This window comes from Microcoleus sp. Pol10D4, from assembly GCF_036701555.1.
GTDB lineage: Bacteria > Cyanobacteriota > Cyanobacteriia > Cyanobacteriales > Microcoleaceae > Microcoleus.
In genome coordinates, this window is sequence record NZ_JAUBRA010000057.1 from 30,639 (window position 1) to 44,168 (window position 13,530).

General features: G+C 47.1%; 16 protein-coding genes and 1 pseudogene. 11 read left to right on the plus strand and 6 right to left on the minus strand.

What is annotated here, in order from left to right; all coding sequences use genetic code 11:
- Positions 1-6: 6 nt before the first annotated feature.
- The 5 genes and pseudogenes from QUA36_RS23570 to QUA36_RS23590 all read right to left on the minus strand — a co-directional run bounded on the left by QUA36_RS23570 (position 7) and on the right by QUA36_RS23590 (position 3,928).
- Positions 7-564 (minus strand): hypothetical protein, encoded by a 558-nt coding sequence (locus QUA36_RS23570; protein WP_333161693.1) that lies wholly within the window; start codon positions 562-564, stop codon positions 7-9.
- Positions 565-803: 239 nt separating this feature from the next.
- On the minus strand, positions 804-1,877 hold the full coding sequence (locus tag QUA36_RS23575; RefSeq protein WP_333161695.1) for a glucose-1-phosphate thymidylyltransferase: 1,074 nt from the start codon (positions 1,875-1,877) through the stop codon (positions 804-806).
- Between the two features lie 285 nt (positions 1,878-2,162).
- Positions 2,163-2,873 carry a M15 family metallopeptidase gene (locus QUA36_RS23580; RefSeq protein ID WP_333459291.1) on the minus strand — a complete coding sequence of 237 codons (711 nt, stop codon included), beginning with the start codon at positions 2,871-2,873 and terminating at the stop codon, positions 2,163-2,165.
- A gap of 45 nt (positions 2,874-2,918) precedes the next feature.
- Positions 2,919-3,142, minus strand: a pseudogene (locus tag QUA36_RS23585) (DUF433 domain-containing protein).
- Between the two features lie 123 nt (positions 3,143-3,265).
- Complete coding sequence (locus QUA36_RS23590; RefSeq protein ID WP_333459292.1) at positions 3,266-3,928, minus strand: class I SAM-dependent methyltransferase; 663 nt, start codon at positions 3,926-3,928, stop codon at positions 3,266-3,268.
- 187 nt (positions 3,929-4,115) lie between these two features.
- On the opposite strand from QUA36_RS23590, the gene QUA36_RS23595 reads away from it, so the two are divergent.
- The 9 genes from QUA36_RS23595 (at position 4,116) to QUA36_RS23635 (ending at position 11,848) form a co-directional block, all read left to right on the plus strand.
- The gene (locus QUA36_RS23595) at positions 4,116-4,586 is read left to right on the plus strand and encodes a MarR family transcriptional regulator (RefSeq protein ID WP_333161704.1); all 471 of its coding nucleotides are present in this window, start codon (positions 4,116-4,118) and stop codon (positions 4,584-4,586) included.
- Positions 4,587-4,749: 163 nt separating this feature from the next.
- Positions 4,750-6,432, plus strand: a complete 1,683-nt coding sequence (locus QUA36_RS23600; protein WP_333459293.1) for an efflux RND transporter periplasmic adaptor subunit — start codon at positions 4,750-4,752, stop codon at positions 6,430-6,432.
- A gap of 342 nt (positions 6,433-6,774) precedes the next feature.
- Positions 6,775-6,912 (plus strand): 50S ribosomal protein L34, encoded by a 138-nt coding sequence (rpmH, locus tag QUA36_RS23605; protein WP_006632320.1) that lies wholly within the window; start codon positions 6,775-6,777, stop codon positions 6,910-6,912.
- A 42-nt stretch (positions 6,913-6,954) separates the two neighbouring features.
- Positions 6,955-7,359 (plus strand): ribonuclease P protein component, encoded by a 405-nt coding sequence (gene rnpA, locus QUA36_RS23610; protein WP_333161708.1) that lies wholly within the window; start codon positions 6,955-6,957, stop codon positions 7,357-7,359.
- Positions 7,331-7,723, plus strand: a complete 393-nt coding sequence (locus tag QUA36_RS23615; protein ID WP_333161710.1) for a PH domain-containing protein — start codon at positions 7,331-7,333, stop codon at positions 7,721-7,723. Before rnpA ends, QUA36_RS23615 begins: the two co-directional genes overlap by 29 nt.
- A 201-nt stretch (positions 7,724-7,924) precedes the next feature.
- Complete coding sequence (gene yidC, locus QUA36_RS23620) at positions 7,925-9,073, plus strand: membrane protein insertase YidC (RefSeq protein ID WP_333161712.1); 1,149 nt, start codon at positions 7,925-7,927, stop codon at positions 9,071-9,073.
- 11 nt (positions 9,074-9,084) lie between these two features.
- Positions 9,085-9,558, plus strand: a complete 474-nt coding sequence (locus QUA36_RS23625; RefSeq protein ID WP_015174192.1) for a Jag family protein — start codon at positions 9,085-9,087, stop codon at positions 9,556-9,558.
- A gap of 90 nt (positions 9,559-9,648) precedes the next feature.
- Positions 9,649-10,161 (plus strand): YceD family protein, encoded by a 513-nt coding sequence (locus tag QUA36_RS23630; RefSeq protein ID WP_333161714.1) that lies wholly within the window; start codon positions 9,649-9,651, stop codon positions 10,159-10,161.
- Between the two features lie 178 nt (positions 10,162-10,339).
- Positions 10,340-11,848 (plus strand): AAA family ATPase, encoded by a 1,509-nt coding sequence (locus QUA36_RS23635; RefSeq protein WP_333459294.1) that lies wholly within the window; start codon positions 10,340-10,342, stop codon positions 11,846-11,848.
- 78 nt (positions 11,849-11,926) lie between these two features.
- On the opposite strand, the gene QUA36_RS23640 is transcribed toward QUA36_RS23635, so the two are convergent.
- The gene (locus QUA36_RS23640; RefSeq protein WP_333459295.1) at positions 11,927-12,100 is read right to left on the minus strand and encodes a hypothetical protein; all 174 of its coding nucleotides are present in this window, start codon (positions 12,098-12,100) and stop codon (positions 11,927-11,929) included.
- Between QUA36_RS23640 and QUA36_RS23645 the strand changes: the two genes are divergently transcribed.
- Together QUA36_RS23645 and QUA36_RS23650 are read left to right on the plus strand one after the other, a co-directional pair.
- Positions 12,093-12,554 carry an SH3 domain-containing protein gene (locus QUA36_RS23645; RefSeq protein ID WP_333451222.1) on the plus strand — a complete coding sequence of 154 codons (462 nt, stop codon included), beginning with the start codon at positions 12,093-12,095 and terminating at the stop codon, positions 12,552-12,554. The two genes, QUA36_RS23640 and QUA36_RS23645, sit on opposite strands and share 8 nt — an antisense overlap.
- Before the next feature lie 559 nt (positions 12,555-13,113).
- On the plus strand, positions 13,114-13,290 hold the full coding sequence (locus tag QUA36_RS23650) for a hypothetical protein (RefSeq protein ID WP_006632312.1): 177 nt from the start codon (positions 13,114-13,116) through the stop codon (positions 13,288-13,290).
- Positions 13,291-13,530: the final 240 nt, after the last annotated feature.

The following is a 13,530-nucleotide window of genomic DNA, read 5'->3' on the forward strand; positions in this document are numbered from 1 at the left end:
GATGCTTTATTTTTGTCGATCGAGCAATTGAGCGGTAATCTTCTCTAAAATAGCAGTATGTTGCTCCTGCACTGCTTTAATCTGCTCTATTTCAGACTGAAAAGCTGCGATCGCCTTTTGTTGAGTCTCAAGCTGTGCTGTAACTTCGGGAGATGCGCTGCTGAACTCCGATTTAATTTTTTTCTCTAGAGTTTGTTGATTTTCTTGCAATTTTTGCAATTGAATGCTCAATGTTTGAACGACGCGGGTATTCGCAAAATTGTAAATTACTTGTCGTTCCAGTACGGGTCTGAGCAATTTTCTGACTATTTTCCTAACTGCAATTACTGCGGAACCAAGCCGCCTTTGATAAGAGGTAATGGGGATGTTATAAATGTCGAAACCCGCCTTTAAAAGGGCGATATCTTCGTCATCTTCATCTCTGGCGTGAAGCGAAGCTATCCCGAAGGGAATCGCACTATTTTCTGTTCCCAACAGCGACGGCTCAGCAATACCAATCCGCGGCTCCAAAGTTTGTCGCAATTTATCTATTATCTGTTGAGTTGGTATTTCTTCTGACTGCAAACTTTCCTCTCCTTTAGATAACTTATAATGACTTATTATGGAACAGGCATCTTTGCTGTTTCCATCATTGTAACTAATTGTGGACAGGCCACTTTGCTGTGTGAATAATTGTAATTAATTGTGGAACAGGCATCTTGCCTGTTCAAGGGCGGGCAGGATGCCCAACCCTACTCCCCACAAGAAAATTTATCTCTATGTTAAATCAGGATTATTGCTTCCGATATTGGCAATATCTCAATTTAAGCTAACTCAATTTGACTGTCATCACCAATCAGAAACCGCAGAGCTTTTGGACGAGCGGGCGCATTTGTGAGTTGAGCTCGTTGCCCGATCACGCTGTCAACAATTCGCTGGTGAATGCCAAGTATTTTCGCCCCTTGCAATATTACACTGTGTTCGATATCAGCATCAATCATCGTCACGCGATCGGCAATACTGCTGTAAGGCCCGATAAAGCAGTTTTCAATGCGGCAATTTTCCCCAATTACCACAGGCCCGCGAACTGTAGAATTAATAATTTCCGTTCCTTCGCCTATTTGCACTCGTCCGATAATTTGACTTTTCGCGTCTACTTTCAATTCAGTTGAAGCTACGATACGGCTATCTAAAATGATTTGGTTTGCACTCAGCAAATCGTCTTTTTTACCCGTATCCAGCCACCAGCCCTCTAAATTGCAGGCTTCTACCTGTTTTTCCTGATTCATGAGCTGTTGAATAGCGTCTGTAATTTCCAGTTCGCCGCGGGCAGAGGGTTGAATTTGATCGATCGCCTCGTGAATAGTAGGAGCAAAAAAGTAAATCCCCACCAGTGCTAAATTCGATGGCGGATCTTGTGGTTTTTCTACTAACTCCAAAACTCTTCCTTTCTCATCAACTTTTGCAACCCCGAAAGCTGAGGGATTGGGAACGGGACGCAGCAAAATCAGAGCGTCTAGTTTCTGCTTGTTAAAAATCTCTAAAAACGGATCTAACTGATTCTGAATTAAGTTATCTCCTAAATACATAATAAACGGAGAATCGCCCAAAAATGGTCGGGCAACTTTTACCGCATGAGCGAGCCCCGCCGGCTTTTCTTGCAAGATATAAGTAATTTTTGCCCCGAAGCGAGATCCATCTCCTGTTTTCGTCTTCACCTCTTCCCCGGTTTCGGGACTAATAATAATCCCAATATCTGTAATCCCAGCCGCCACAATTCCTTCAATTCCGTACCACAGTATTGGCTTATTTGCTACAGGAACCAACTGCTTAGCACCCGTATAGGTGAGGGGACGCAAGCGTGTTCCTTTGCCGCCAGAGAGGATGAGTGCTTTCATTGGGTGAACTCTGAGTTATCCTTTAGGGTTTGCGGTGCTGGCTTGAGTTGCCTGCACTTGTTCGCTCTTGTTGATTTTAAAGCACCGCTACCCTGCTGGCAATAGTTGTCGTGTCTTATGATACAAATTATTTATGCCGATCAAACTTTTATAGTCCAGGACGCACAGAGGGTCAGAAAGGGGGTTTCTTGCTGCTTGAAGTAGCTAAAAGCTGAGGTTTCTTGTCAACAAACCCGGTTTCTCAAGGTCGCGAGTGCACCAGTCCAGATTTAATTACGTACCCTTTTAATAGCGGCCATATCGAGCAATCAATTGGCTACCACTATTGTTTTGATTTGTCAACCAAGCCCACATCTGATCGCCCAGACAAAAATGCCACCATTCGTTAGGATGCTGCTGAAAACCCGCAGCTATCATCGCATTTTTTAAGATTTGCCTGTGACGGTGGTATTGCTGTTCTGGTAGATGATTGCTGTTAGCAAAATAATCTGGATACGAACGTTCTGATATTTCATCAATCGGAGAACCCATATCAATTGGCCGATTATTTTCATCCACTAAAGTTACATCTAAAGCAGCACCTGTACTGTGAGGGGGAGGCGTCGCGCGATCGAGGCTCGGCACTGCCCAAAATTGATAGACGTGTTCTATAATCACTTGGCGTTTGTCTTCGGAAACCGGAAATTCGCAGCCTTGAGCAAGGGCAATTTGATTAAAAGTATAATCTACCATAAATTGCTGGACTTCCACCGGCCGATAAGCGTCAAATATCAGAATTTTCCAATTTTGATAATTTTGCTGTAGCTCAGTTTGAGCTGCGATTAAACTATCTACAACTCCTTGCCGCAAATAGTAAGGCGAATCTGCTTTGCTGTTGTGATAGGGAGCACCCAAGTTTTGATAAGGGTGCGGGATTTCAAAGGCAAAATGTTCTGGTGGGATGGGGACTAATGGTTCGTCGCATTCGTCGATCGCTATTTGCTGGTATGGTTTCATATCAAGGTGTTACCCTACTTTATGATTACTGATGAACTACCCTACTCAGTATATGCTTTTCTCTTGAGTCAGCCGCGCTGCACATAGCAAAGCAGCTAGAATATCCTCATGTTGTAAATCTTCATAGTCATCTATAATTTCTTTAGCATTCATACCATAACTGAGTAATTCAAGAATTAGTAGACTGGATATCGGAGACCGCGAATACATATTTTTCCGTAACAGATATTTGGATCGAGTGTGATGCGCTGCAAAAGCTGGTTTTCCATATTTGAGGAGCAAATATTAAATATATCCTAACCTAAAGAGCGTAACTTGCGATCGTTTTGTAGTAAGGACTTTAGTGCTTTGAATCTCCACCTAAAGTCCTAAAGTCCTTACTACAAAAAATCCTAACTTTGGCGGTAAGCAACTACCGCATAAAACGGATCGCCGCTTCCTATTCGCAGCATTTGCATAAAACTCGGCAAGTTAGGCTTGCGAACAATTACTTCCGGCTTGCTAAATCCGGGTATGTTCGCTCCTTTGACAGAATCAAAGTAACCCTTGACTAATTCTACTCGATCGCCCTCGGAACCTTCCCGCCAAGCCGCGATCGCCTTTTGATAAAACATTCGGTTGGAAAAGCTCATAATTGCTACGCCACCGGGCTTCAAAATCCGGTGAATCTCGGCAAAAATCGCATCCGGGTGTTGCAAATACTGTACGGAAACGCAGTTGACAACCGCGTCAAACTCTGCATCCGGCAGCGGCAGTTTAGGATTTGCGTTCAAATTCTGCACAAAATAATGATTCAGTCTGCGATTCTTTGCCAACTCTTCTTGATTCATGCCGTGCCCTTCGACATGGGCAAATTCCATCTCGTCGGGGAGGTGAGAAACCCAACTGCTCATCATATCAAAAATCCGAGTATTCGGCTTCAGCCGTTCCCGATACAAATCGGTTAGTTGCTGAATGAATCCATCGTCTACGTGCGTCACAAAGCGGGGAGCGGAATAGAACAAATTGTCGTCGGTGTCGTCTAACTTGGTGCGTTTGTCGGCTGGAAGCAACATAAATTCAGATCGCAAACTAGATTTACTCTTTCTAGTTTAAGAACAATAAGAATTGTTAACATATCCGGCAGAGGGCGGATTCCCGGTTTTAGCGTAGCAGTTGATCGCCAAACAACCTGCTTGCACCCCCTTGACATCTCCCAAAAAGCACTTTACACTAATAGTACGAACGCTAAGCAATAAGCCGATGGTTACTACATCCACTGTCGATCGCACACATCTAGCTCAGTGGCACGACATTCTCGCCCCCCAAAGCCTGGGCTACCGTCTCAAACTTCTGGCACAGCTAGGCAGTCGCAGGCTGCAAGAGGTACTTGAACCCTTTGGATTGACACCTTTTCACTGGCTGGTACTGTGCTGCTTGTGGCAAGAAGACGGTTTGCCGACTTCCAGCATTGGCGACAAACTGCAACAGGTAGGCGGGACGCTGACAGGCGTGATCGATCGCATGGAAGAAAGAGGCATAGTCCGCCGCGAGAGAGACACTCGCGATCGCCGCATTTGGCGCATTTGGCTGACAGACTCCGGCAGGGAACTGCAAGAGGTATTGCCCCCGCTGGTAGCTGCAATCCGAGATCGAGGTGTCGAGGGCTTTTCAGAGGCCGATCAAAAACTCTTTTCCCAACTGATCGATCGAGCGATCCTGAATCTTTCCTAAATCAACAAATCAATCTTTTGAGCGAAGTGCAGCAGCATCTACCTCCACTAAATTACAAATAACCGCAAAATACTACGCACTCTTAAAAAAAGCCGTCTTACTAAATAAAAACTACGTACCCTAAACAAACGACATCTTACTAAAGTATCAGGAGTCAAATATCATGAAAGCCCCAAACGAAATCAACCCAGCAGAATTCAACGGTAACGGCAACGGCAAAGCAGCCGCCGTATTAGAAAAGCCGATCGACGACAGCATCGCTAAAAGCCTACCAGTAATCCCCATCCCAGAGACAGAAATCAACGCCCCCGCCGAGGCCAAAACAGGCGCAGAAACAGAACTCAAAGCACCCCTGCCGACGGCTGCAACACCCAAGAAAAAAGCCCCGAAAGCGTTGATATTAGCAGCGCTGGGTATAGGGGCGATCGCAGCAGGCAGCTTCGGCTACCGCTACTGGCAATACGCCTCCATCCACCAAGAAACAGAAAACGCCACAGTTGCCGGACACATCCACCAAGTCAGCAGCCGCGTCAACGGTACTGTCGCCGAAGTCTTAGTACAAGACAACCAACAAGTAAAACCCGGACAACTGCTAATCAAACTCGACCCCCGCGACTACCAAGTTAAAGTCCAACAAGCCCAAGCAGCCTTAGAAAACGCTCGCCGCCAAGCCGAAGCAGCCGAGGCAAATATTTCCCTAGCCTCTCAAACCAGCCAAGGCAAAACAGCCCAAGCCCAAGGAGACATCGGCAGCGCCAACGCTGCTATTTCCACCGCCCAAGCAGCAATTAGAGAAGCCGAACAAGGCGTACCCGCAGCCGTTGCTGCAGTCGCTGAAGCCGAAGCCGGCGTACCCGCAGCGCAAGCTAAAGTCGCCCAAGCTGAAGCCGGAATTCCCCAAGCTCAAGCCAAAGTGAGGGAAGCCGAAGCCGGCATTGCCGCCGCGCAAGCTCAGCTAGCACAAGCGCAAGCTAATCTTGTCAAGACGCAAGCTGATTATAGACGGTACGAAAGCTTGCAGGAAGAAGGTGCGATCGCCCGCCAGCAGCTAGACGCAGCCAGAGCCGCCTACGAAGTAGCCCAAGGCCAAACCACAGCAGCCCAACAAGGAATTGCCCAAGCCAGAGCGCGCTTAGCTCAAGCCAAGGAAGGCGTAACCGCAGCCCAAGCAGCAGTAGCCCAAGCTCAAGAAGGAGTAAAACAAGCCGAAGCGCAAGTAGCGCGCGCCCAAGTCGGTGTCGCCAGCGCTCAAGCTAAAGTCGCCTTAGCCGAAGAAGGCATCAGCACCGCAGAAGCCAAACTTGCTGCATCAAAGGGGGGATTGCAACAGGCGCAAGCGACGGGCGAACAAACTAAAGTCAGTCGAGCGCAGTATGATGCTGCTAAAGCTGCGATCGGGCAATCGGAAGCGTCGGTTAAAGACGCTCAACTGCAACTTTCGTACACGAATATTACTGCTCCCGCCGCCGGACAAATCGGCCGCAAATCGGTTGAAGTCGGCCAGCGGGTGCAGCCGGGAACTCCGTTAATGGCGATCGTCAGTAACGATTTGTGGGTAGTTGCTAACTTCAAAGAAACGCAACTGGCAAATATGAAACCAGGCCAAAAAGTAGAAATCAAATTAGATGCTTTTGGTGGCCGTAAATTTGAAGGTCATCTAGATAGTTTCTCCCCTGCTTCTGGCGCTCAATTCTCCTTATTGCCTCCCGATAATGCTACGGGCAATTTCACCAAAGTTGTGCAGCGGATTCCGGTAAAAGTTGTGTTTGATCCCGAAAGCATTAAAGGCTATGAATCGCGGATTGCACCGGGGATGTCTGCTACGGTAAATGTTGAACTGAAATAAGGGCAGAACACGGATGAATTTAGAAGTCTGGGATTTGATTTTTTGTGAATAGAAGAGGAAATCCCCGACTTCTGGGAGTTTGAGAAGTTTTAGCAGTCGGGGATTTTATTTTTTTCGGTTAAGGGCGATCGCTCTTGCAATATCATCTTAGAAAGTTAGGGATATGGTAGTGAAAACACAACCGAAATTTCGTCCAGCAGCTCGAACACGGGTTGTTGCTTTGTGATTAGTGGCGATCGATTCAAATCGGAAAAATATTATTGCCAACAAAACAGCACTATGGTATACTAGAAGATTGTGAATATTAATCAAAAGTAAAGTAGCAAGCCGGGAGAAATTAAAATGACACAGCAAACCCTGCACGGAACCAGCCGCAAAAGAAAAAGAACATCCGGTTTTCGCGCCAGAATGCGTACCGCAACCGGTCGATTGGTAATCAAAGCCCGCCGCAGCAAAGGTCGCCACCGCCTCGCAGTCTAGCACTGCATCAAGGTTGAGAGGCCTCAACGATCGCCCTACGCCATGTTGCCCGAGACAAACCGACTTAAGCACCGAAAAGACTTCAGCGCCGTATACCGCAAGGGAATGCGCCGCAACTCCGCTCATTTCAGCTTAAGAGCTCTGCGTAAACCCAAAAGCGTCGAATTAAGCAAACCGACAGCCGAAAAATCCTTGCAGCCAACTCGCACAGGCATTTCTATCAGTCTGAAGGTTAGCAAACGCGCTGTAGTCCGCAACCGGATTAAGCGTCAGATTCGGGCAGCTTTGCGACAGCTATTGCCCCGATTAAAATTAGGGTGGGATTTAGTAATTGTCGTGCGTCCGATCGCACAAGAGTGCAATTATGCAGAAATTCTGCAAGAATTAGAGCAGTTGTTGGTAGAAGCCGAGGTACTAGATGGGAATTCGAGAGGAAGTATATTATGAAGGCGGCCCCGCGCCCGGAGACTTGATCCTCAATTTACTCTTGGGGCTGACTGTGGTGGGAATCCCCCTCGCAGTAGGAGCAATTGTCCGGGCTCTGTGGCTGCGGTATCGGATCACGAGCCGCCGAGTGTCCGTAACTAGCGGTTGGATGGGGGGCGAGCAGACAGACGTTATCTACTCAGATATAGTCAAAATCGTCACAGTACCTCGCGGTTTCGGGACTTACGGAGACATGGTGCTCACCATGAAAAATGGCAGCCGCTTGGAACTCAGAGCTATGCCGAAATTTCGAGCAATGTATGACTACATTAACGAAAAACTGCCCATAGCCGCTCAAAAAGCAAACGCGGCCAAAGCTAAATAACCGAATCGCTTCGCCCTCAAATCAGGGTAAAGTGAGTGCGAGTATTGGCAAACTCATTACAACAAACCGCTAGCGGGCGGTCGATCAACGGGCAATGTCCTAAGATAGAGACAAAACCCTAAAAATTGAGGCGGCTCGCCTTCAGCGGGTAAAAATAGTTCTCAACAGCAAACATAGAGCACCTAAATTAACTCAAAGCGAATGGATTTCGGTATCTCGTTTCTCTCCAACAACCTCATGCTCCCGATCCTAGATTTTTTCTACGGGATCGTGCCAAGCTACGGTTTAGCGATCGTAGCACTGACGCTCGTGATTCGCTTTGCTCTTTATCCTCTCAATGCAGGCTCTCTTCGCAATATGCGGCGCATGAAAGTAGCGCAGCCATTGATGAAAGAGCGAGTAGATCAAATTCAAAAACTCTATAAAGACAATCCTGCCAAACAGCAGGAGGAAATGAGCAAAGTATACAAAGAATTTGGTAATCCTCTAGCAGGATGCTTCCCGTTGGTGCTGCAAATGCCAGTGCTGTTTGCACTGTTTGCAACGCTCCGGGGTTCGCCGTTTTCTGACATAAATTACAGCGTCAACGTTCAAGTTTTGCCGAAAGAACAAATCGAAACTGTTCAACCGCAAGCTTTTGCGACACCGCCACAAAATATTTACGTCACAGGTACTTTTCATGCTCCTGTTGTGGGGGTAATTCCAGGCGGCGACAAACTCGCAGTCGGCGACACAACCAAGATTAATTTTCAAACCCCAGAGGGCAAACCTCTCAAAATTTTAGCGGCAGAAAATAAGAGCGAAATCGACTTTGAACCCGGCTGGAAAGTCATCAAAGGCGAAGATCTGATCAAGGTAGATGAACAGGGAAACATCACGGCATTAGCCCCCGGTGAAGCCACAGTTCAAGGCACAATCCCCGGATTGGCTAGTAACAAAGGATTCCTGTTTATTGAAGCTCTAGGCCGCGTTGGCGCGATCGACTCAGACGGTACAATCCACTGGGATATTTTGGTAATGATCCTGGGCTTCGGCATCAGTTTATACATCAACCAAACCCTTTCAGGACAAGCACAAGGGCCAAACGACAACCCCCAGCAGGCTACAGTTAACAAACTGACGCCAGTCATATTTTCAGGGATGTTTTTGTTCTTCCCGCTGCCCGCCGGCGTGTTGATGTATATGCTGATTGCTAACATCTTCCAAACAGTTCAATCGTTTATTTTGTCGCGAGAACCGCTGCCCGAAAACCTCCAAAAAATAGTGGACGAAGCAGAGGCGAAAACCCAAAAAGAACAAGGATTAGATGCACTTCCCTTTGAGCCCAAGCGTTCTAAGAAAAAGGCTTGATTTTAACAACAATGAAAGACTCTCAAATGCAGCGCGGACAGGCATGGTTAGAAGAATTGCTACAACTGTCCGCAATTCCTTCAAAAGTGGTATGCGAACAACGAGAAGATTGCTATTGGATGACAATAGATGAAAGCAATCTGACTCGAGAACAAGTTGCAATCTTAGTCGGGCCAAACGGTAATGTCATAGATGCCATTCAGTACCTCTGTAACACGGTTCAGAATATAGGTCAGGAAGTAGAGGAGTCAATTCCTTATACAGTTGAACTAAATGGCTATCGCATCCGCCGCCAAGAGGAATTGCGATCGATGGCAGAGTACGCAGCAGATCAAGCGCGCTCGACGGGAGTTGAAGTTGAAATAAAATCGCTGTCTTCGGCAGAACGCCGTCAAGTCCACAGCTTTTTGAGCGAATGTGAGGATATAGAAACTTACAGTCAAGGACAAGAACCCGATCGGCGTTTGGTAGTGCGCCTGCGCTGACGCTAAAGAAGGAAGAAGGAAGAAGGAAGAAGTTAAAAATTAACTATTCCTTTTGACCTTTGAATTCAAGAAGTAGGAAGGCAAAAGATTATGGAGACAATTTATATCCCTCATCTACTCACAAAAACAGAGCGGAAAGAGGTCATTGATTTTGAAGAATTTATCCCCGATTTAGAAACTCTTACTCCGGTGCGAGGACGACTGCAAGTGACTCACCAAGGGAATTATCTTGAGGTGAAGGCGAAAGCAGAAACAATTGTTACTCTCACCTGCCACAGATGCTTGAAACAATACAATCATCGTTTGGCACTCAACTCATCGGAACTAATCTGGCTTGAAGAAACAGCAAATCAAACAGATTCAAGTTCAGCAGAAATAGAAGTTGCTTTAGAAGATTTGGTGGAAAATTTGTCCCCCGGTGGCTATTTCTCTCCGGGCGATTGGGTGTACGAGCAAATGTGTTTGGAACTGCCGCATAAACAGATATGCGATACTGAATGTCCGGGAATTTCTTTAACTGATGATGCAAATACAGAAATCACCGAAACAGTCTCAGACACTCGCTGGGCCTCTCTGGAAGCACTTAAACGGCAATTGCCTTAGTCAATAGTCAACAGTCATTAGTCATTAGTCAGTAGTCATTAGTCAGCAGTCAGTAGCTAAGAACTAATAACTGTTGAATAAGGACTGCAGAAAAAATCACATCGGCTAACATCTAATAACCAATAACTAAGGACTAATGACTAATAACCAATGACTAATAACCACTGACAACTGACTAATGACTATTTTTAGCGACGAGTTTGAACTACTCCTGCGATCGCGCTACCCCCTAATTTACATTCCCACACGGGAGGAAGAGCGCGTAGAAGCGGCGATCGCCCAATGTGCCAAAAAACAAGGTTCTCGCGCCGTCTACATCTGGGATTTTGTTGATGGCTACCAAGGCAATCCCAACGATGCCGGTTTTGGCAAGCGCAACCCGCTGCAAGCTTTGGAATTTCTCGAAAAATTACCCGCCACCGCGCCGGCAATTTTTATTCTGCGGGACTTTCAGCGGTTTTTGGAAGATGTCTCGATTTCCCGCAAGCTGCGGAATTTGGCGAGAAGCCTCAAATCTGTACCCAAAAATATTGTCATCGTATCTCCTCTAATTTCGATCCCGGAAGACCTCAGCGAAGTGATGACTGTTTTGGAGTTTCCCCTGCCTGCGGCGGCGGAAATCAAACTTGAGGTGGAAAGACTGTTAGGGGCTACCGGGCAAGCCATTGAAGGGCGTTTGCTGGATGAAATGGTGCGCTCCTGTCAAGGGCTGTCGATCGAACGAATCCGCCGAGTTTTGGCAAAGGCGATCGCCACCAGAGGCGAACTCCATCCCGACGACGCGGAACTGATTTTAGAAGAAAAGCGCCAAACAATTCGCCAAACTCAAATTCTGGATTTTTACCCAGCCCGCGAAAATATATCCGATATCGGCGGTTTGGACAATCTCAAAGAATGGCTGCTGCGGCGCGGCGGTGCTTTTACCGATCGAGCCCGCCAATACGGTTTGCCGCATCCCAGAGGTTTGTTGTTAGTCGGAATTCAAGGAACCGGAAAATCCTTAACAGCAAAGGCGATCGCCCACCACTGGCATTTGCCTTTGCTGCGGTTGGATGTCGGGCGCTTGTTTGCCGGATTAGTCGGAGAATCCGAATCCCGCACCAGGCAAATGATTCAGCTAGCGGAAGCTTTGGCCCCCTGTGTGCTGTGGATTGACGAGATTGACAAAGCTTTTGCGGGATTAGACGGTAAAGGGGATTCCGGGACAACTAGCCGGGTGTTCGGGACTTTTATTACTTGGTTGGCAGAAAAAACTTCGCCGGTGTTTGTAGTCGCAACAGCCAACAACATCCAGTCTTTGCCGCCAGAAATGCTGAGAAAAGGCAGGTTTGACGAAATATTTTTTGTGGGTTTGCCCAGCCAGGAGGAACGGCGGGCGATTTTTGAGGTACATTTGTTGCGGTTGCGATCGCACAGCATCAAAAATTACGATGTAGAGCGCTTGGCTTACGAAACTCCCGATTTTTCAGGGGCCGAAATCGAGCAAACTTTGATTGAAGCAATGCACATTGGGTTCAGCCAAAATCGAGACTTTACGACTGATGATATTTTAGAATCAGCTAGTCAGATGGTGCCCTTAGCCAGAACGGCTCAAGAACAAATCCAGTTTCTCCAAGATTGGGCCGCTGCTGGGAAAGCTCGCCTTGCTTCTAGATACGGCAGTTTGAGCCGCCGGATTCAGGGTTAAGCTTTTGAAGTCAGTAGATCAGTTATCAGTTGGCAGTTGGCAGTTACCAGATTTTACTCAACATTCAACATTCAGCAGTCAACCCTCTTCCCTCTGCCTTCTTCCTTCTTCCTCCTTCCCTCTCTCTGCCTTCTTCCTTCTGCCTCCTTCCCTCTGCCTTCTTCCTTCTGCCTTCTGCCTGACATCCGTTACATCCGTTACAGAATCCGTTGCCGAACTTCCTTCTTCCTTCATTTGCGGTTTTATGAACACTGTATATAGCGTTTTCAAATTTTTAGTGGGTTTTCTGCTCGCGATCGTCCTGATGGCAGGTGCTAGCGTGGCTGCTGCACTTTACTTTGCCGCTAAGCTAACTACTGTGCCCGAAAAACCTGTTTTTTCCAACGACAAAACACCAGCTCAGGTTGCGGGCGGTGCGCCGAAGTCAACAGCCCAGGCTAGCCCTGTTTCTACATCTAGCGATGCCCCGTCTCCGAAACCGCTGGAACCGGGAGCTTACCGCGCGATGGTGACTCAGCCGATCGGCTTAATTCTCCGCGATACTGGTAGCCGAGACTCGAACCGCATTGGCGGTGTTGGTTACAAGGAAAGAGTCGTAGTTTTGGAAGAGTCGCCCGACAAAGAGTGGCAGCGAATTCGGATTGAGGATGACAATCGCGAAGGTTGGGTCAAAGGTGGCAATACTGAAAAAGTTGAGGGCGAATAAAACTTAGATAGTAATTAGACAACAAATATAGCCTTTCTCAGTAACATGAGGTGCTCTCGCGGGCATCGGGCATCGGGCATCGGGCATCGGGCTCGCCCCCATACCTCACAACGCTTGAGAACCGCTATATACTCATCTCATTGTGAGGGCAGCGAAGCAATCGCAGTGTAAAAATTGTTCACCAACGCCTGAGTTTTTCCTGTCTATTGTTGCCAATAGCGATATTCACATTTATCATAAAAAGTCAAGTTAAATTTATTTACGATATTTTAGATGGCAGTTTGATGCACTGAGAATGCAGGTGCGATCGCCTCTGCAAAATCCTGAATTGGACATAAAAGCCCAGCAGACAAAAGGTTTCAAGAGCTAAAACTCAGCATGAAAACTCGAAAATACATAATCCTAACTTATGTTATTCAGCAGAGTATGTTAAGAAAATTAGCAAAATTTTAAGGTTAGTTGCAAAACCCAGGCGGTTGTTACCGCCGCAGAGGCAAGAGTGGTAGCTTGGATTACAAGATGTAAGTTTTCAGCTCTTCAGCTACCAACAATAAAAAATATGTACGACAAACGTCCCGATCGAGATTTGGCGACTGCTGCTGTTACTGCGGCTTTGGGAGCTGGGGTCGTTACCTCTTTTGCGGTTAGCAGAGGGCAAAACCCGCTGGTAGCCATCGCAATTACTGTTTTTGCAGCGGGAGTAGCTGTAATTTGCGATCGGTTCGGCTTAATTTAAGCGATCGTCGATTTTTTACTACAAAGTCAACTTCTCAAGAAATCCCCGCCCGATTTGCAACTTGCAAAAGTGGGGATTTTTAGTGGCTAGTTTTTGGGTTAATCAGCGGTACTTTCCCAGACGCACTCGCCACATGAAGAAGCCGCGTTTTTTAACAAAAAAACCTGGGGGGGTGACAACCAGCCTGAAACCGAGAGGTGGTGAGGATTGAGCCAATGTGTGCTAAAAAAAGATAGGCAG